General features: G+C 36.7%; 20 protein-coding genes. 3 read left to right on the top strand and 17 right to left on the bottom strand.

Features of this window, described 5'->3' with window-relative positions; genetic code table 11:
* Nucleotides 1-132: 132 nt before the first annotated feature.
* Nucleotides 133-975 carry an AraC family transcriptional regulator gene (locus tag ABD682_RS05615; protein WP_344739934.1) on the top strand — a complete coding sequence of 281 codons (843 nt, stop codon included), beginning with the start codon at nucleotides 133-135 and terminating at the stop codon, nucleotides 973-975.
* Here ABD682_RS05615 and ABD682_RS05610 read toward each other — a convergent pair.
* The 9 genes from ABD682_RS05610 to ABD682_RS05570 all read right to left on the bottom strand — a co-directional run bounded on the left by ABD682_RS05610 (nucleotide 972) and on the right by ABD682_RS05570 (nucleotide 8,046).
* Nucleotides 972-1,550, bottom strand: coding sequence for a PhnA domain-containing protein (locus ABD682_RS05610; RefSeq protein ID WP_344739932.1), 579 nt, complete (start codon nucleotides 1,548-1,550; stop codon nucleotides 972-974). The two genes, ABD682_RS05615 and ABD682_RS05610, sit on opposite strands and share 4 nt — an antisense overlap.
* A 21-nt stretch (nucleotides 1,551-1,571) precedes the next feature.
* Entirely contained in the window at nucleotides 1,572-1,934 is a 363-nt protein-coding gene (locus tag ABD682_RS05605; RefSeq protein ID WP_344739930.1) for an MmcQ/YjbR family DNA-binding protein, read from the bottom strand.
* A gap of 22 nt (nucleotides 1,935-1,956) precedes the next feature.
* Nucleotides 1,957-2,706, bottom strand: a complete 750-nt coding sequence (locus tag ABD682_RS05600; protein ID WP_344739928.1) for a cyclase family protein — start codon at nucleotides 2,704-2,706, stop codon at nucleotides 1,957-1,959.
* A complete protein-coding gene (gene hemW, locus ABD682_RS05595; RefSeq protein ID WP_344739926.1) occupies nucleotides 2,706-3,836 on the bottom strand; it encodes a radical SAM family heme chaperone HemW in 1,131 nt (376 codons plus the stop codon). Before hemW ends, ABD682_RS05600 begins: the two co-directional genes overlap by 1 nt.
* Nucleotides 3,837-3,847: 11 nt before the next feature.
* Nucleotides 3,848-4,399, bottom strand: coding sequence for a crossover junction endodeoxyribonuclease RuvC (gene ruvC, locus ABD682_RS05590; protein ID WP_344739924.1), 552 nt, complete (start codon nucleotides 4,397-4,399; stop codon nucleotides 3,848-3,850).
* A complete protein-coding gene (locus ABD682_RS05585; protein ID WP_344739922.1) occupies nucleotides 4,396-5,034 on the bottom strand; it encodes an outer membrane beta-barrel protein in 639 nt (212 codons plus the stop codon). The genes ruvC and ABD682_RS05585 overlap by 4 nt, the downstream gene beginning before the upstream one ends.
* Before the next feature lie 114 nt (nucleotides 5,035-5,148).
* The gene (locus ABD682_RS05580) at nucleotides 5,149-5,625 is read right to left on the bottom strand and encodes a hypothetical protein (protein ID WP_344739920.1); all 477 of its coding nucleotides are present in this window, start codon (nucleotides 5,623-5,625) and stop codon (nucleotides 5,149-5,151) included.
* 115 nt (nucleotides 5,626-5,740) lie between these two features.
* Nucleotides 5,741-7,684 carry a M56 family metallopeptidase gene (locus tag ABD682_RS05575; protein ID WP_344739918.1) on the bottom strand — a complete coding sequence of 648 codons (1,944 nt, stop codon included), beginning with the start codon at nucleotides 7,682-7,684 and terminating at the stop codon, nucleotides 5,741-5,743.
* A gap of 2 nt (nucleotides 7,685-7,686) precedes the next feature.
* The gene (locus ABD682_RS05570) at nucleotides 7,687-8,046 is read right to left on the bottom strand and encodes a BlaI/MecI/CopY family transcriptional regulator (protein ID WP_344739916.1); all 360 of its coding nucleotides are present in this window, start codon (nucleotides 8,044-8,046) and stop codon (nucleotides 7,687-7,689) included.
* 126 nt (nucleotides 8,047-8,172) lie between these two features.
* Between ABD682_RS05570 and ABD682_RS05565 the strand changes: the two genes are divergently transcribed.
* Nucleotides 8,173-8,676, top strand: a complete 504-nt coding sequence (locus ABD682_RS05565) for a DUF456 domain-containing protein (protein ID WP_344739914.1) — start codon at nucleotides 8,173-8,175, stop codon at nucleotides 8,674-8,676.
* A 264-nt stretch (nucleotides 8,677-8,940) separates the two neighbouring features.
* On the opposite strand, the gene ABD682_RS05560 is transcribed toward ABD682_RS05565, so the two are convergent.
* From ABD682_RS05560 to ABD682_RS05540, 5 genes are all read right to left on the bottom strand, one after another.
* On the bottom strand, nucleotides 8,941-9,615 hold the full coding sequence (locus tag ABD682_RS05560; RefSeq protein ID WP_344739911.1) for a response regulator: 675 nt from the start codon (nucleotides 9,613-9,615) through the stop codon (nucleotides 8,941-8,943).
* A 9-nt stretch (nucleotides 9,616-9,624) separates the two neighbouring features.
* Complete coding sequence (locus tag ABD682_RS05555) at nucleotides 9,625-11,352, bottom strand: sensor histidine kinase (RefSeq protein ID WP_344739909.1); 1,728 nt, start codon at nucleotides 11,350-11,352, stop codon at nucleotides 9,625-9,627.
* 217 nt (nucleotides 11,353-11,569) lie between these two features.
* Nucleotides 11,570-13,333: an ATP-binding protein gene (locus tag ABD682_RS05550; RefSeq protein WP_344739907.1), complete on the bottom strand. Its 1,764-nt coding sequence runs from the start codon at nucleotides 13,331-13,333 to the stop codon at nucleotides 11,570-11,572.
* A 189-nt stretch (nucleotides 13,334-13,522) separates the two neighbouring features.
* The gene (locus ABD682_RS05545; RefSeq protein ID WP_344739905.1) at nucleotides 13,523-13,669 is read right to left on the bottom strand and encodes a hypothetical protein; all 147 of its coding nucleotides are present in this window, start codon (nucleotides 13,667-13,669) and stop codon (nucleotides 13,523-13,525) included.
* 338 nt (nucleotides 13,670-14,007) lie between these two features.
* Complete coding sequence (locus ABD682_RS05540) at nucleotides 14,008-15,012, bottom strand: LacI family DNA-binding transcriptional regulator (RefSeq protein WP_344739903.1); 1,005 nt, start codon at nucleotides 15,010-15,012, stop codon at nucleotides 14,008-14,010.
* Nucleotides 15,013-15,186: 174 nt separating this feature from the next.
* Between ABD682_RS05540 and ABD682_RS05535 the strand changes: the two genes are divergently transcribed.
* Nucleotides 15,187-15,990, top strand: coding sequence for an HAD family hydrolase (locus ABD682_RS05535; RefSeq protein WP_344739901.1), 804 nt, complete (start codon nucleotides 15,187-15,189; stop codon nucleotides 15,988-15,990).
* A gap of 182 nt (nucleotides 15,991-16,172) precedes the next feature.
* Here ABD682_RS05535 and ABD682_RS05530 read toward each other — a convergent pair whose 3' ends face one another.
* The 3 genes from ABD682_RS05530 to ABD682_RS05520 are packed head-to-tail and all read right to left on the bottom strand — an operon-like array spanning nucleotide 16,173 to nucleotide 19,612.
* Nucleotides 16,173-17,783, bottom strand: a complete 1,611-nt coding sequence (locus ABD682_RS05530) for an ABC transporter transmembrane domain-containing protein (RefSeq protein ID WP_344739899.1) — start codon at nucleotides 17,781-17,783, stop codon at nucleotides 16,173-16,175.
* A complete protein-coding gene (locus ABD682_RS05525) occupies nucleotides 17,780-18,826 on the bottom strand; it encodes a P-loop NTPase family protein (protein WP_344739897.1) in 1,047 nt (348 codons plus the stop codon). Before ABD682_RS05525 ends, ABD682_RS05530 begins: the two co-directional genes overlap by 4 nt.
* Before the next feature lie 12 nt (nucleotides 18,827-18,838).
* Nucleotides 18,839-19,612 (bottom strand): DUF2490 domain-containing protein, encoded by a 774-nt coding sequence (locus ABD682_RS05520; RefSeq protein ID WP_344739895.1) that lies wholly within the window; start codon nucleotides 19,610-19,612, stop codon nucleotides 18,839-18,841.
* Nucleotides 19,613-19,616: the final 4 nt, after the last annotated feature.

Genomic DNA, 19,616 nt, shown 5'->3' with positions numbered 1-19,616 from the left:
ATTAGCCTTTAATTCATTTTAGAAATAATGCTTTGTTACTCAATAATAATATTATATTATCCATTTTTTATTATTTTATATTATTTTTGAATATGATATGCATATTTTAATATCAAATTCAATTTATAGCTTTTGAAAGTTTTACCTTTTAAAATACCGAAACCCGACTTTGGAAATCTGTTATACCAGGTGGATAAAGGCACGGCATTTTATGACAAACTTCATCAGCATGAAGAGATTCAAGTGAGTTTTATTTTGGAAGGTGAAGGCACTCTTGTTGTTGGTGATACGGTAAATTACTTTAACAAAAACACCTTGATTGTGATAGGGAGTAACTTGCCACATGTATTTAAAACGGATGTGGGGATTACCCGAAATGTACATATGTTAACTCTGTTTTTCACTGCTTCATCTTTCGGATCTAAATTTTTTGATTTGGACGAGCTCAAAGACCTGCAAGCATTTTTCAGGCGAGCAAAACGAGGATTTCAGATCAGCTCAAAACCGGATCCTGTTAAAAAACTGTTCCTTGAATTGGAGCGCGCTTCAAAGTTCAATCGGTTTTTGATTCTTTTACAAATACTTAAGCTTTCAGCCAAAGCGCCATATGTCGCTCTTTCAGACTATAGTTATGATAAAAAATACTCCGATGTTGAAGGGCATCGTATGCGTAATGTTTTTGAATACACTATGAACCATTACGATCGGGATATCCATTTGGACACCATTTCCAATGTAGCCAATATGACGAAAAATGCCTTTTGTAAATATTTTAAAAAACGCACAAATAAAACCTATGTCCAGTTTTTAAATGAATTGCGTATCTCCAAGGCTTGTCAGCAACTTATAGCTGAGAAAGATAAAGCCATCGCTGATATTGCTCAGGAGGTTGGGTTTAATAATTTATCGAATTTCAACAGGCAATTCAAAGCTTTTAAACAATGTAGGCCATCTGCTTATAGAAATTCGATCTAAAGTTTTTTAACGTAATCTGTTACCAGAACAATTTGCTGCGAACCAACCTTACCTTCTATATATTGGGAATTTTCAGGATCTACACGAATATTTCTAACGGCTGTACCTTGTTTTGCGGTCATACTTGTTCCTTTAACCTTCAAATCTTTAATTAAAACGACACTATCTCCTGATTCCAGTTGAGCACCATTCACATCACGATGAATTATTTTTTCACTTGCCTCCTGACCTTCTCCTGTAGCTTTGGCAAAACTGAGCAGATCGTCTTCCAAATACATCATATCCAAAAGATCCTTAGGCCAACCTTCTTTTTTGAGTCTTGAAAGCATCCGCCATGCCACTACTTTAACCGCATCAAATTCACTCCACATACTGTCATTTAGACACCGCCAATGGTGCGGGTCTGTTTTTTCAGGATCATTAATCTGCTCAATACAGGTTTGGCAAGCCAACAAACTACCATCAACGCCTCCCGTAGATACCGGTGGAACCTGATATAGTTCTAAACTATTTTGAGCTCCGCAAAGCTCACAACTATTATGACTTCTTTCTTTTAAGGCTTCTAATAAACTCATTTTTATATTTTAAAGCTGTTATTACAACACTTTTTGTTGTTGTTTTTTAGGAAGGGTTTTGACCACCATATCGTAGGAATGATCGATAAGCGATCGTATAAAATCTGCCGATAATTCACCCTGATGAATATAAACACTATTCCATTGTTGCTTATTCATATGCCAACCCGGTTTGATGCTTTCATAACGTTCGCGTAATTCAATAGCATATTCAGGATCGCACTTTAAATTGATAAAACCGGTACCCGCCTCCCATTCTTTAAGTGAAGCCAAAGCAAACATTTTGTTCAGCACTTTGAATACAAGGGTGTCATTATCAAAGGGAAAATGCTCTGTTACTTCCTTTTTACTCAGACAATAATCGCGATATTCTTCTATATTCATGATGCAACAAAAATTAACTGATCTAAGGTTGAATGGCGTATAAAATGGGCTTACTTGGCGTAGCATCATTTTCAAATGGTGCGATCTGTAAATTCAAAAAATAAGTACCATCCTTAACCGTGTTTGGAACAAAGATCATTTCGGTTATGGTAGTATCCATGCGCAGCTTCCCTGAGGTATTCCAAAAGGCATTATGCCCCAGCAATTCACCACCATCCTCTTCGCGATCAACACTTGGCATATCAACAAGTAAATGTTTCACACCTTTTTTTACCAAATATTTTATAGCATCCTCGAGCAAATAGGGCCAGTTGGAATGCGAGTATTGTCGCGATAATTTATCATTGGTATTGGGTATGGTTCTGATGATCACCGCATCCCGCTTTTTATTACCCAAAGCGAATTGCAGTTGCTTTCTGGAAATGGCCCGGTCTTCCATGTATTTCTCCGGAGCTACAGTGATCACTTCCGCCAGGAAAAAGAATTGCTTCAAATTTTCATTGATAGAATGCACTTCTTCAACAATATGCCCAACACATTCGGTATGTGTGCCATGGCCATGAGGATTAAAATGAATATCATTAAAATTCACGCTTGCACCTTCAGAAACCTTAGCGACCCACTCGCCATCAACCACGGCTTCAATACGTGGTGGATCAATATACCAGGCATTTACGTTGTTTTTTGAAGCTCTCATGGGTATGGAAATATCCAGAGGCTTAGCTAAATCGATGGTGTATTTTCTTGAATGGTAGTGTATTTTTGCTAGCATTATAAATTGAGTTTAAACAAATCGGCTGCAATGCCGTCAGTTAAAAATTTTCCTTCGCTCGTGGCCATCAGGGTTTCCTGTTTTAATTCTAAAAAACCCTGTTCAATATATTTTTCAGCTTGCTTTAATAAATAAGCCTTATACAGCGAACCAAAATCATGGTTTACCTTTTCTAGTGAAACGCCCCACATGGTTCGCAATCCGGTCATGACGTACTCATTATAAGCATCCGTTTTTGATAAGGTTTCAACCTCCAGGGGTAAAATAGCTTCCTCCAGGCTTTTCATATATTTCGAATTATTACGAACATTCCAGCTGCGCTGATTCTGATAAAACGAATGTGCCGAGGGCCCGATCCCTAAATAGGGTTTTCCTTGCCAATAAGCGGTGTTATTCCGACTGAAATATCCGGGTTTTCCAAAATTTGAGGTTTCATAATGAATAAAACCTGCAGCCTCCAAGCGTGCTATTAAGATATGAAATTGTTCTTGACTTTGGGAATCATCCACATTTTTTATGAGCCCTTTTTTTATAAAGGATGCTAAAGCTGTTTTTGGTTCCACGGTTAGCGCATAGCTTGAAATATGCGGTATATTGAAAGACAACGCTATATCGATATTCTCTTCCCAATGTGTGTTTGAAGCATCGGGAATACCGTAGATCAGGTCCAGAGATATATTCTCAAAATATGTTGTGGCGGTCTCCAAACAGCGTTTTGCTTCTTCCGCATTATGCGCGCGATTCATGAGTTTAAGATCGGTCTCAAAAAAAGACTGTACGCCAATACTCAGTCGATTCACCGGACTTTTAGAAAGGGCTTTCAATTTGGAAACCGAAAGATCATCAGGGTTGGCCTCAAGGGTAATTTCTGGATCTTTGGAAACATTATAGTTTTGGTAAACGGCCTCGATCAGGTGTTCTATTTCGCTTTGCGATAATAAAGAAGGTGTTCCGCCACCAAAATAAATAGTTTCGATTGGGGTGTTTTGAAAAATATCACGCCGAAGCTCCAACTCTTTAACTAAAGCGTCAAGGAGCTCTTTTTTCTTTTTTAAAGTCGTCGAAAAATGAAAATCACAATAGAAACAAGCTTGTTTGCAAAACGGAATATGAATATAAATACCGGCCATACCTCCAGCGATTATCCTATTTTATTAGGATTCTGCTTTACAAAAGCATCCCAGCCCGTATAACTCTTCCCAATCGTGGGTTTTCCGGAGTTATAAAAATGACACACCGCAGCCGCCAAACCATCGGTAGCATCCAGGTTTTTCGGTAGGGTTTTCAGGTTGAGCAAACTTTGCAGCATTTTGGCCACCTGTTCTTTACTGGCATTTCCATTTCCGGTAATGGCCATTTTAATTTTCTTCGGAAGATATTCTGTAATGGGCACTTCCCGACTTAATCCTGCAGCCATAGCAACGCCTTGCGCCCGGCCTAATTTAAGCATACTCTGTACGTTCTTGCCAAAGAAAGGGGCTTCGATAGCAATCTCATCAGGGTTATAGGTATCAATAAGTTCTACAGTACGTTCAAAAATGAGTTTTAATTTGATGTAGTGATCACTGTATTTTTTGAGATCCAATTCATTCAATTGCAAAAAGGTCATGGATTTATTTTCAACCTTGATCAGGCCAAAACCCATAATCGTTGTTCCGGGATCGATCCCTAAAATAATCTTTTCTTTACTCATCGTTGCTCACAATAATAACAGCCACTAATTGAAAATGATAAGCCTATGGATACCGTTGCAAGATCACCATTAAAAGAACCGTACCCCGAAGTTATCGGGTCGAAATCCTTGGCAAATCCCGCCATGTAAGACGCGTCTAAAAACAGCGACATGGTATCGGACAGTCCGTAATGAAACTCAATCCCTACCAGGACGTTTAAATAGGACAATTTGTTTTCTTTGTAATAGCTTAAAGGTTTTATCATGGTAATGCCCGGTCCGGCATGCAAAAACACACCAAAACGATAGAGGTTGAATACCTCCGAAGCATCATAGACCAACTGTAAATTCAGGCGTGTGGCATTGACCTTGAATTCTTGTGTGTTATCCTTATTTGAAAACCGGCTGTAACCCAGATCGAACTTCGCTCCAAAATCAGGACTAAATTGATATTGCAACCCCAGATTTACGGTTGGGAAATTAATAGGTTTGGCCTCAAAACCGGAAACTAAACCGGATTCTGAAGGATGATTAACACCGAGAGCGATCTGCGCTTTTAAAGTACTTTTATCCGTTTGCGCTTTCGCGGAAAACGTAAACAGGCATACCAGCGACAAACAGAACAGAACTTGAAATTTTAATGATTTTGATTTCATAGGTGTCAAAGATATTTACAGGATTTATCGGGGACTTTGGCTTCTCACAAAACTAAACAATTCTTTTTGTTTCGTTGGATATTGTTCAATAACTATAACTATTTGCAGTTGCATTTATTTTACATGGATCACTAAAGGCAACTCGAATTTTGTTTTTACCTGCTGTCCTTGTTTGGTGGCCGGATATATTTTGGGCAACGCACCGATACTATTTTGGATCAGTGAATTTATATTGGGGATTTCGCGAAGTGTTAACGAATCTACTTCAAAATCCGACAATGAAATCTCGCCTTTTTCTGATATCTGAAAATCAAGTGTGATGGTATCGCTCACATCATGAGTAACAACCAGTTTTTCTTTTTCCAGAAAATTCAGAATGTTTTTAGTGATGTAATTTTCAAAACAGTGCTTAACGGCTTGTTTTTCAATTAAGGAATCGCAAAAGGAAAAGGAAGGATATTCATCGACATCATTCCAGTCAAAAGTTTCTAATTTTTCCTTTAGAATGGATTCTGAAGATGTTTTTTTTACATCGAAATATTTACACGATGTTAGGGATAAAACTAAAATTCCTAAGTAAAGTTGCTTCATAAAACGTTCCAATACCGAAAAGTACAATTTTTTTAGGTTCTACACGACCATAAAAAACAAAACCGAAGGAAATCCTTCGGTTTTAAAAAAATATGCTGACTAACTTTTATAGAAATTAATTTTGTTTCTCCTTAGGCGCATCGGATACTTCAAAAATAATCGGTAAAGAATACGGCACCGTTACCGTTTTCCCTTTTTGCAATCCGGGTTTCATCTGTGGAAGTGCATTGATAACACGCAAGGCTTCCTGCTCCAGGGCCGGGTGACCCGCACGAGCACTAGCTCCTGTAACATTACCTTTGCGATCTATCTTAAATATCACATTGATACGTTGTCTTCCGGTTAGACCATTCTCTTTTCCAATATTGTTATTAAAGTTTCTGGTTACGAATTTTTGGATATTCTCAGACATACAGCGCTTTTTAGCAGCGTTCCCTTCTTCATTCTCACAACCAGGATACACAGGAACGTGTTCAATGACTGCGAAAGGCACTTCGATATCATCGATAACATCATTAAACATGGGTTTATCAAAACCATCGCTGGTAAAAACAAGAAGTTGTTTTAAGGCTTTTTCTTCCTCCTGTGAAACATTCCCCTGGGCCTGAATTTGATGGAAAATGGCAGAAATTTTTGACTCTAAAGGTGTTTTACTTTGTTTGGCGGTATAGGTCTGCACTTTTGCAATTAGATCCTGATCCAGGGCATCGCTTTGAATTATCTTGTACAATAACTGTAAACCGTAATCTTCGTGATCAGAAACATTTCCCTGCGCCTGAATTTGTTCTTTTACGGCTTGAATTCTCTCAATCAAATTGGTTTGGTTAACAGTCATTTGTACTTTCAATTTTGAGTTCTTTTGAACTTTCTCTGTACGCGAATTCTCATAATTAGAATATGCAACATAAGAAGGACCAGAACCATCCCTTGCACCTATTATTTTTTTAGAATAGCCTTCAGGTATTTTTTCTCCCACCGAATGAATACTCAAATGAACAAAACCTGTTTTGTTATCATAGTCCATCCATGACACATAATTGTTGATATTTTGTACTAAAAAAGTATCATAAGCTGAGATATTTTTCTTTTGATCATCAGTCAATTCTTCATTAAGTTTAATCTTAAAACTATACTGATTTAAATCTTCCGAATTATTTTGATTTACTAATTCCTGTCCATATGCATTCTGTATGCTTGAGGTGTAAGCCAACATTCCAAAAACCACAGGAATTAAAAGGGCATATTTTAAGACGTGAATTTGTTTTGATCTTGATTTTTGTAACATAATGATTCGTTTTTTGATTAATGATTGTTTAAAAAATGGGTTGATGAAAGACAAGTGTTTCGTATCGAAAACCTGCGTTAACAAATTTTGATAATACTCCGATTTGTTTTGATGTTTTACAGCCTGTGCATCCGCCATAAACTCATGTAGTGTTACCATACGATTTTGATACATATATACCATAGGATTACACCAAAACAACACCCGAAACACTTCAAAGAACATGAGGTCTAAACTGTGTTTCTGATTAACGTGCACCAATTCGTGTTTTAGGATGGCCTGTGTTTCCGCTTCATCCAATTGAGCACCTAAAAAAATGACATTGAAAAATGAAAATGCAGCAGAACTATGAGGTAATTTCACAAGGTAAAACTGATCTGTTTTATCTTTTGGATGACTATAAATAAGCCTTAAAAGCTTAGTGATTTTATAGATGAGCAAACTTGCTGCTACCAGCATTCCTGTAAAGAACAACAGCTCCCAAATGGTCCATGTCACCTCACCTATTGAAGTAGTGATCGTAGGATCTAAAATAACAGGTTCAGCAGTTGGTTTTTGTCCGATGAACACTTCAGGTAACTGAATGATATAATCTTTAGGAACGGCTTCTTTAAAACGTTCAATTCTTATAAAAGGTAATAACAACGACAATCCAAAGGTGGCCAAGAGGTACATTCTGTTCCAATTGAAAAAGGTTTCCTTCTTTAAAAAGATATCATAGATCAATAAAAAGAAGATCTGAAACGTGATGGTTTGAATGAAATACTGTAACATGATTAATCTTTTTTATTGATGTCCTTTAATATCGATTCCATTTCTTTTAAACTGATATCGTTCTTTTTAACGAAGAAGGACACCATACTTTTAAAAGAACCCTGAAAATAATTATCCACCAGGGTATTTATGGTTTGATTACTATAATCCTGTTGTTTTACCACAGGGAAGTACACATGGCCTTTACCTTGTTTTTCATAATCTACAAAGCCTTTATTTTCCAGAATTCTAACAATTGTAGACACCGTATTATAGGCGGGTTTGGGTTTAGGCATTTCTTCAATTATGGCTTTTACATTGGCCTTTTCGAGCTTCCAAAGAATTTTCATGATCTCTTCTTCGGCATTTGTTAACTGCTTCATCTTTCAACTAATTTTTTAGTTCAACAATACAAATATAACTAATTTTTTAGTTTGAACTAATTTTTTAGTTAAAAAGTAACAAAAAAGATTTATTTTAGTCTAATAGAAAATTTTAAATCCTTACGCGTGGATATATTTCTTGTTTGCATTGCTGCCCTGTTCCTGATCCTGGGGCTTATTGGTAGTTTATTACCTATTTTACCCGGGCCTCCTTTGAGTTGGGTCGGACTTTTAATTTTGTATGCCACGAATGCCATTCCTATGAACTGGACGCTAATCATTATCACGTTCATCATCGCTATGGCTATTTTTGTTCTGGATTATATTATTCCCGCCATGGGTTCCAAACGTTTCGGAGGCACACGTGCAGGCATGATCGGAACGTCTATTGGCCTCGTCGTTGGACTACTCGCGCCTATTCCCGGCGGGATCATTATTGGTCCGTTTGCGGGAGCCTTTATTGGGGAAATGATGAACGCTCCTAATTCCAGAATTGCGTTTAAATCGGCTGTAGGATCCTTTGTTGGGTTTCTGGCCTCTACATTTATTAAACTTGTCGTTGCGGTGATCTACTTTGGAATGTTCTTAAGCACCGTTTGGGATTACAAAGACACCTTATTTTCGGTATAAAAAGAAGAAGTCCCGGGGGTCTCTCACCTCCCCGGGACTATGTAAATTGCTATTATCAACAAAAAAAATTGAGGGATTAATTAATTTTGAAGTGTTGATATATCAAAGATAAGTATAAGGTATCTTTTCAAGCTGTGGAAAAACCGTAACAGTATTACGGTTTAATTATAAAAGTCAGATATAGTAGGAGTTACGAGTGAAACAAAATTTACACTTCATCGAATTTTTAACATTTCGACGGATTTTTTAGTATGAATTTTCTCGTTAAACGAAACCTTTTTTTCGAGCTTCTTCAAGTAAGGTCTCGTCCTGACCATCCTGAATATCGAACAGATCCTTCAATTGTTTTTTGCGTTTTTCTACCGCACTTAAGGAAATATCCAAATGAGCAGCCAGATTTTTCGTTTTTACGCCTTGCGATAAGAGGTAAAGAATTTTCCGATTCTTATCATCTATAACCACATCGGTAGCGATAGTTTTACGAATATGACTATTTACCGTACCGCTGTAGAATGGCGGATTGTGCAAAACAGCCTGAAAGGCACTGGCCAATTCACTGGAAGTAAGATCACTTTTTATGAGGAAACCTTCCGGATCGATGTTCTTTATGATATTATGAATTCGGAATGATTCACTGAACATGGTGAGTATAATTATTTTGGCTTTTGGCAAATGCTCTCTGGCATATTCCGCCAGATCTTCGCCGGAACTCATACTCCCATCGCTGGAAGGCGGTAAACTGATATCAACAAACAACATATCATAAGGTTTAGCCGTTTCTATGGCTTTATTCATGTATTTCACAGCCTCGTCACAATTGTTGGCGATATCAATTTTTAATTCCTGATGTTCTTTCTTAGTAAAAAGTAAGGTGTTTTGATACCCTTCAATAATCATGGGATGATCATCGATCATCAGAATTTTAATGGTTTCTGTCATGTATTAATCTTAGTTTTTGGGAGCTATTATTTTTACGGTTGTACCCTTTCCTTTTTCTGATGAGAGCGAAAGTGTACCGCCAAAATCCTTTATTCTGGATCTCATGTTCTTTAAACCGATGCCGGACTTCGCCTTTTTTAGGTCGAAGCCTCTGCCATCATCCTCTAAAATTACTAAAATTTTATGATTATCAAATTTAAAGTAGAGTTTTACTGTGGTTGCTTTGGCATGTTTGTAGATATTATGAAGACTTTCCTGAACGATCCTGTAGATATGAATTTTGGTCTTGTTGGGTACACTATCCCAGTCAATATCATCGTCATGGGAAAAATTATGATCCAGGCCGTAAGCCAAACATTGGGTATCCACCAGCGTTTTTATAATATCCTTAAAACCGCCTCCGGACACAAAATCGGTATTCAGGTCGTGGGAAACTTTGCGGATGTCCTGTTCGATGGTCTTGAGTTCTTCTACATAAGGCCCGATCGTTTTCACAGCTTTGGGCGACAAACTCATCACCAGACTATCTAAACTCAAACGCGTGCCGAACAAACGCCCCAGAACACCGTCGTGCAATTCTTCAGAAATACGTTTCTTTTCAATACCACGAGCTTCTTCAATTTTATCACTTTGGTTAAGCATCAGGTTATAGATCTCCTCATTGGCTTCCTGCTGTTCCTGAATGAATTTGAGTTCCTTGTTTTTATTACGCTGGGTGATCACGATGTAGATCAAGATCGCTGTGAGAATAACACCAATCGAAATAAAGAGCAACCAGAGTCGCTCTTTGGAAACTTCTGCCAGTTGCTTTTCTTTTTCCCGAGTTTCATACCGGATTCGCGCGGTTTTATTGCGTAACAAGCGTTGGGTATTTTGGATACTGTCATTAAGTTCGACGTATTCATTAAGGTATTTTAAGGCTTTGTCTCCGGTTTCAATTTTGGACAAAAGTTTTAAAGACGTTAAGATCTCGTCTCGATGAAATTTTTCAGCAACATCTTTCGCCTTAAAAGCATAAAAAAGCGCAGAATCTCTATTACCCTGCCTTTGATAATATTCTGCTAAATGCTCATATATAGTTGTCGTTCTATAACTTCCCCCAGGATTTATACTATCAATAAGATATAAGGCTTCAAAATACAAATCTGGAAGCCCAGAATTATCCTTGGATAAAAATTTATTATATCCATAATTACTTAATAGAACAGAATATAATTCTTGGCCTTTCGAAACTGTTTTAGATTTTAAAATTTGAAGAATGATTTGAGAGGACTTCGAATATTCCTTTTGCTTCCTATAAATTAAACTTAAAAGACTCTTACTAACTGAAATACTGTATTTACTGTGACTTTTAATAGTTTGCTCTAAATCAATCGATTTATTGATGTATTCAGTTGCTTTAGTGTATTGTTCAGACATCAAAAACACAAAGGCTAGGTTATAATAAGTATCCGCTTTTAATTTAGTTACAATATCCGTTTGTTTTAGTCGATCTAATATTTTCAATACTTCGATCGAAGTTATTTCACTTGCCGATAGATCATTTTCATTCTTTTGCAGAATGGCGTACTCGTATAAAGTCTTTGCTAATTTTAATTTTTCATTTCTGGAACGGTAGACTTTTTCTGCTTTTTTATAATGATAAAATGAACTATCACCCATTTGGATAAAGCGATACAATCGACCAATGTCATATTGTGCATCGGCAAATTCTACAGAATCTAAATTTTCACGCATTAACACCGTTTTTTTAATAGAATCTATGCTTTTTAGATTTTGTTCTATTTGGGCCGAGACGCTTATGCTTGATAAAAAGAATAATACAAGATAGAGTAGTGGTTTCAAGAGCTATTAGTGAATTTGATTTTTAGAGAGGGATAAAAAAGAATAATACATTTTTAGGTGACCGAAAAAGAAATTCCGGACCCTAGATATTTGATGGTTATCATATTTATTAATTTTTTGGCGCCTCTATGGTTACGGTGGTTCCTTTCCCGGGCTCGGATACTATATTAATTCTGCCGCCAATTTCCTTGATCCTGGAATTCATATTCTTAAGACCAATACCGGATTTGGCTCTGGTCACATCGAAGCCTGCGCCGTCATCGGATAAAAGTAATAAAATATTATTATTCTCGCGTTTAAAGTTGATTTTTACTGCAGAAGCCTTAGCGTGTTTATAGATATTGTGCAAGGTTTCTTGAATAATGCGGTAAAAATGGATCTTTGTTTTGTTGGGAATACTATCCCAATCTATGTCGTCATCATGAGTGAAGGTATATTTTAAGCCATAGGCCAAACATTGGGTATCCACCAGCGTTTTTATAATATCCTTAAAACCGCCTCCGGACACGAAATCGGTATTCAATTCGTGCGACACTTTTCGAATGTCCTGTTCTATGGTTTTCAGCCCTTCAATATACTGGCTACGGGTTTTGATAGCTTCCGGGGAATTATTCATATTCAAACTGTCCAAACTTAAGCGTGTCCCAAACAAGCGCCCCAGTACACCATCGTGTAGTTCTTCAGAGATCCGTTTTTTCTCGGCAGCTCGGGCTTCCTCGATATTATCACTTTGGTTAAGCATCAGGTTATAGATCTCCTCATTGGCTTCCTGTTGCTCCTGAATAAATTTCAGTTCCTTGTTTTTATTCCGCTGGGTGATCACGATGTAGATTAAAATAGAAGTCAGAATAACTCCGATCGAAATAAAGAGTAACCATAAACGCTCCTTGGAAACTTCAGCAAGTTGTTGTTCTTTTTCTTTAGTTTCATAACGGATTCGGGCACTTTTGTTTCTTAAGGCCCGTTCTTCTTTTTGAATACTGTCGTTTAAACGAACGTATTCATTTAGGTATTTTAATGCTTTATCCCCTGTTTCAATTTTAGACAACAATTTTAAGGAGGTTAAAACCTCATCTCTATGAAACTTATCAGCTATTTCTTTGGCTTTATATGCATAAAATAAAGCGGAATCTATTTTACCCTCACTTTGGTAATACTCAGCTATATGCTGATTTACAATAATAACGCGATAACTCCCCCCGGGGTTTAAACTATCAATTGATCTTAATGCTTTAAAAAACAAACCTGGAATTCCTGAAGTGTCCTTGGCTAAAAATTTTGTGTACGCATAATTATCCATTGTAGTATAATAGGAAGGGTCATCAGTCTTGATGACCTTTGCGTCTAAAATACTTTTGAATGTTTCTAAAGCTTTTTGATATTGCCCAGCCTTTTGATATGTTATTCCTAACAGATTTTTACTTACTTCAATACTTCGTTCGTTATAATCAGATATTGAACGTTCAAGGTCCATCGATTTATAAACATATTCTATGGATTTTTCATATTGACTTAAAAAATGAAATACTTGAGCTAAATTATAATATGTATCAGCTTTTAATTTTATTACGTCTCGTGACTGACTTAATGCATCACATAACTTAAGAACTTCAACAGAAGACAACTCACTTGCTGTTAAATCGTTCTCATTTTTTTGTAAAATAGCATATTCGTAATTAACTTCCGCCAAATTAAAAATGGCATTTTTTTCATGATAAATTTTTTCAGCCTTTTTGAGATGATAATAGGCACTATCTCCCATCTGGGTTTTTCTGTATTGTTGTCCAATGATAAACTGGGCATTGGCATAAAAAACTGAATCTAAATTTTTTCGTGTAAGTACATGTTTTTTTATTGAATCAATATACTTCAATTTACTTTCTATTTGTGCTGAAAGAAAATTAGATAGAAGTAGAAACATAAAAGAACAATAAAGCGCTTTCAAGAGAGATCAATGGATTTGTTGGTCTCTCAAATGTATCTATTATTTTTTAATTAAAATAAAAAAACTCCTCATGAAAATATGGGGAGTTTTTTTTTATTCCTATTTGAATGCACTTCTTTATTTGTCATCTATACCTCCTGAGGCGTATGTAGAAATGGTCTGATCTTTTTGTAAAATATCATTCTCATTAAGATCTTGCTTGGTACAAGATGAAAAAAGGGCTGAGATAAACACTAGAATCAAAGTAATTTTTAAGGCTTTCATAATCGGTTCAATTTTAAGGTTATTATAAATTTTCAAGTTTGTTAAACGTCTGGCCACAGGTTCTTTTGAACCATGGCTTGAGGGAAAATGGATAATTAACTTTAAAATCGAATACACGATTAGGTGTACAGATTTCTTTTAAAAATTTGTTTTGAGGGAATCGACCTTTTAAAGGTCTAAAATTGAATGGATTAATTTTCCTAAGTCGGCTGAGGGGACTTTGTGCCTTTTAGGATTAGCTAAATTATGTTAGAACGTAGTCAAAGATACAATAAAATCGTTGAAATGCAAATTTCATCGGTCAAATAACGTATTTTGTTAAAAAATTGTTGAAAACCTTACTTTTTAACAGATTTTGTTTGGACTAAACTTGTTTTTACGATTTTGGTTTTAACGTCCTCATCGCCATTATTTTGCATGCGCTGGATCAATAATTGCGTGGCACTGGCACCAATTTCTTTGGCGTGTTGCCTGATAGTCGTTAATTTTGGAATGGAGTGGTTAGAAACTGCTTTACTGGAAAACCCTATCACCGATATGTCTTTAGGAACTTTAAGCCCTAAGTTTACTGCGGTATTGATCGCAATAACACCCGAGGAACTATCGGCTGCGATCACACCATCAATGCCTTTATTCTTTTTAAAAAATTGCTTGATCTTCTTTTGAGGATCGTCCTTATTCGTTAAATGCAACAACAAAGGGGCTTGATTACCTATTTCTTCCAGCGCCTTTTTATAACCGCGTTCCCTAAGTTTTCCAACACTGAGATCTTCAATATCACTAAAAAAAGCAATCTTATTACGTTTTTCACCGATCATTCGTTTGGTTGCATGGTAAGTGGCCTCAAAATCGTCTACAATGACCTTATCGCAAAGTACATCATGAGCAACCCTGTCGAACATCACAATTGGTAAACCATTACTGATGGTATTTTTAAAATGTTCGATCTCGTTTTTTACCTGGGTTTCCTTGGCTACAGATAGAATAAAACCATCGACACTACCATTTGCCAGTAATTGTAGACTTTCCTTTTCCTTTTCCAAAGATTCATTGGAAATACAGGTAATGATGTTGTAGCCATGTTTTGTAGCTTCTCGTTCAATACTGAACAATACTTTTGATAGAAAATGATTTAAAATATCCGGGATAATAACCCCAATGGTCTTGGTCTTGTTCTGTTTTAAACTTAAGGCTACCTTATTGGGTTTATAGTTATACAGGGCGGCCAATTCTTTAACACGCTTTACGGTTTCCTCGCCAATTTCCTCGCTATTGTTTAAAGCTTTGGAAACTGTTGAAATTGAAACATTTAACTCTTTAGCAAGTTGTTTTAAAGTAACCATATTCGTGTTTTATGGATATCTGTTAAACCGGAACATGGCTAACAATATCTTGATGCCAAAATAACACATTTTAACAACACAAAACAAACACAAACGCCTTACCGACTATAATTTTTGAAAAATACGCTTTCAAACTTATTTTAATTAGCATCTTTGTGTTTCAAATTTCTAGTCATGATGAATTTCACGAATATCAAACTCATAGTATCTGATATGGATGGCACCTTACTGAATGACAACCATGAAGTGAGCCAACGTTTTTTTGATCAGTTTGAAGCCCTTAAAAAAAAGGATATCCATTTTATTGCAGCCAGTGGCCGCCAAATGCAAAGCATTCAGACCAAATTAAGCAAAATTCAAAAAGATATTTCCATCATTGCTGAAAATGGTAGCATCATTACCTACAATAATAAGACCGAGGTATTATTGGAACTTCATCAAAATGACATTGCTATCGCGATAGGTTTATTGCGCCAGGTAGAACAATGTTATCCGGTACTATGTGGTAAAAATACGGCCTATGTGGAAACGAACGACCAGGAATTCATTTCTAAACTAGCAGAATACTACACGGAATATACTGTTGTTGAAGATTTAACCACTATAAGTCAGGATGCATTTTTAAAGATCGCGGCCTATCATTTTGAATCGTCTGAAACCTATATCTATCCCAAGGTAAAACATCTTAGTGATCATTTACAGGTGGTTGTTTCCGGAGCGAACTGGGTGGATATATCGCACCCTGAAGCCAATAAAGGTTATGCTTTAAAGAAATTACAAGAGGATCTGGGAGTAACCCGGGAACATACTGTAGTTTTTGGTGATTATAACAACGATCTGGAGATGCTGCAATTAGCAGATTACAGTTTTGCTATGGCAAACGCTCACCCGCAGGTTAAGAACACCGCACGATTTTCTACAAAAAGTAATAGCGAACAAGGGGTGGAGTACATCCTCGATCAGATCATTTCAAGCTAAACAAAAACGCACACAAGATTACCTGTGTGCGTCAAATTGCTATTAACTTAAATCCTTAATGAGAATTTAGGATGGTGCATAGATAACACTTCTTATTTGAGCCAAACGTAACTTAAGTTACACAAGGCCATAGAATTGTTAAATTTTATGATTTTTTTAGTAAGCCACTCATTAAAAAGCATTTACGCTTTATAATCTATATGAATTACTGTCGCTTTTTGAGCCTTCAAAAGATCGATGATCACACGTTTATAAGTGGCCTCCAAACTCGGAAAATGATCTGCCAAAATGATTCTTTTTTTCAACAACAGTCCTCGAATTAAACACAATAATTCATATTGCATCACTGATAATTTTGAACCGTTCTCTCCAATGCTATCATCTACACCCAAAGGTTGGACTTTAGGAAACAAAGCCTGGATCTCCAAAAATTGTTTTTCTACCTTTCCCCGAATCCGTTTGGCCCGGAAAGCACTAACCGCTTCATACACGGTTTGGCCTATCAAAGGAATGTCACGAGATAAAAAGGCGATATTATGCCGTATCGACATTAAGGAGTAGGATCTGATATCCACCCCGTTAATTTGAATACTTCCTTTATAATCATTCTCAACTCCGCCGAAGGCATATATCAGTGCAATACCTTCAAGACCTCCTGGTAATACCAATGGACTATAAGCCATCTTCTCGGACCGGTAAAAAAGCGGCATCGATTTTCGAATACTAAAGTCCTCGATGGTCACCCGCGGATTCCTAACCTTCAGTACAGCGCCGTGTTCGACGGTTTCACGCTCCAGAGCGATTATTCTATGAAGCTTATGCACGGAGATATTTCCTATTTTATAAACTGTATTTAGGGTGAATAAACGTCGTACTACCGGGGAAATGGTAATATATAAAAGTATGAAGCTAATAAGAGTTGCTCCATGGCCGGTAAGGACTCCATTTTGAATATCGAGATAGAAAATATATAGAACCACCATCAAAATAGCATACCGGCTAAAGTATACAAACCCTTTATTTAGGATCAGCCATTTATTATAACTAATTGCAGCCTCCTTCACACTATCGGACTTCTTTTGATACTTCTTCAGTTCCAAGTCCTGTTTATTGAATAGAACTACACCTATAATACTGTTCAAAGCCCGACTTACAAAGGCTAGTTGCCCTGAGGTTTTATTACGTTTTTGAATGGAGCTTTCCTCAACCTTTTTATTCAAGAGATATATACCGCCGTAAAAAAATAATGAAAGCACAATAATGGCCGTTGTGCCTTTAACATTAAGTAAGTATAACCACCAAAGTGCGAGAATAATCATGACCACATCTAAAAACGCGCTAATGGTTCCTTTAATGTAAAGATTCTTCAAACTATTGATATCACCAGAATATCTTAAAAGGTATTTCCCGATACCTTTTTCCTTGTAAATACTATTATGAATGAACAGCTGATGCGAGAACAAATAGTCTTTTACCTGTTTTATAAAAATCTCCCCCTCGCGTTTTAAAGTGAATTGATAACCAAAATAAAAAGCAAAACGCAGCAAAATAAGGATTAAAAAAACGACCAAAAAACGAGGCACCGAATCAGTTAAATTATAAAAGAACTCTCCCAGAAAACGCGTTCGATAGCCTTTAAAGTGAAAAACCAACTGATAATAACGCCCAATGCTTACCGGAATAATTATGGTAAGCAAATTAGACAGCAAGCCTAAAAACAACACCAACAAGGTGTTGCTTTTCCGGCTAGCAATAAATTGTTTTATCAAATTATTTTCTGCATTGAAAATCATACGAGCTTCATTAGGGCATCAAGGCTTGAAAAAGCTGAGCCAAACGTGATTTTATCTGTAAAATCTTCCAGGGTGAAAATGGGTATATTGGTTATATTTTTTACTTCTTTTATCATAAGTGGACTTGTTGTGAACATACCACTGATAATTACCGGAGGATGATGTAATCGCTCCAGAGTTTGAATCCCAGTTTGAACTGCAAGGCTGTCTGAGCATGATAGCACCACACCATCTACCATATCCATAAAAGGGCGATGTTCAATTAAGGCTTTGGTTTCTTTTTGTAAGAGACCATCCGCTATTTCTATAACAACCACATCGGGTAAGGCACGTTCTACGCGATCCAAAAGAGTTTCTAGAATATCCAGAATGGTTTCCTTACTTTCAAGATAGGTGGACGGATATCCGCAATAGGAAAAATCAATAGCCGTTTTTGCACCGCAGTCTCTAACAAAACTACAATCTTTGGCAAAAACAGTACCTGTAAGCTTGATAAAAGCAACCCGCTTTTTTTGATCCATAAAACCACGAGACAAAAAAGCCGCAGTGGTCGTTTTACCACTATCCATACTACTTCCCAGGGAAAGGTATATTTGATAATCTCTTGGCTTTATCGGATTAAACTTCAAACGGTCAATACCGTTATAAATGGTGTTTATTACGGCATCATTCTCATCGACGGCATAACCAACCAACCGAACCTCGGTAGGTCCTATCTCTTCATATTTAAGATGCATACTTTCCAAAATACCAACAACACCTCCCTGACCAAGGATCTGGTATCTGGTGTGGTATTGTTCGGGTAAATAACCTTCAAACTGCGCCGTGGCATAACGCGTTCCAAAGGTTGCAAGAATACGATCTCCCGGGAAAATGTAGGTATTATTCCCGTCAACGCCCTGTACAGATTTGTGCTTTCCGATGTTAAGCACTTGAAATACGGCAACATCACCGGATTTTGGGCGGTAGGTCTTTTTGATCTTTCGATCTATTTTAAAACTGTTGATGTTCTTTGTAATGATACTTTTTTTAATGGTTCTCATATCAAGGTGGTTTTAAAGGTTATAACTGCAAGACAGTCCTATGGTTGTAAAATCATAAAACTTTCTGCTCACAGTGTTGGTATTGGGGTCTATGGTGTTAATATCTCTAGAGTTGAATAATCGGGAGTTAAATTCTTTTTGTTTCAAATAAAAAATTGAAAAATTAAAATGATCGATAGGGTAAACTTTCACGCCAATCTGTAACCTGTAGGCATGAAATCCGTTTGGAGATTCATAAGCTGTGGGTTCTCCATCGGTATTAAAATATTGAAGTTTTTGGCCATTAGCATAGTAATAGAAGCGCTGGTTTACAAAAGGACGCAAACGCCATGGCAAATCTGTATCGCGATAGTACAAATCTAAACGATAATAATACCGTTGCTTAAATTTGGAACGTTGTGTAAAATGCTGTTCGGCTACCAAAGCATTTTTCATTCTGAAACGACGCCCCAGGTGTGAACTCAATCGTACTCTGGCAGAAATACGGTGATAAACGAGTTGATTTCCGGCTACACCATCCAGTGAAAACGTAGGCGAATAACCTAATTTAACATCCCAATCGGGCGCCAGATCATAGCCTAATTCCAGATCAGGTTGAATAAAATTAAGACTCGAACTATTAAAACTGAACGAATGGAGCTGATAATAACTCAAATCAAATTTATCATTGAGATCAGCATTTACACCTAACAAGGTCCAAAGCATTGTCGTTTCAGTTTCACGCACCTGAGCTCGCGATAGAAGCCCAAATAAAAGGCAGAATACGATGCCTAAGGATTTTTTCATAATA

The organism is Gaetbulibacter aestuarii, from assembly GCF_039537665.1.
Lineage (GTDB): Bacteria > Bacteroidota > Bacteroidia > Flavobacteriales > Flavobacteriaceae > Gaetbulibacter_A > Gaetbulibacter_A aestuarii.
This window is presented reverse-complemented; position numbering and strand designations above follow the sequence as displayed.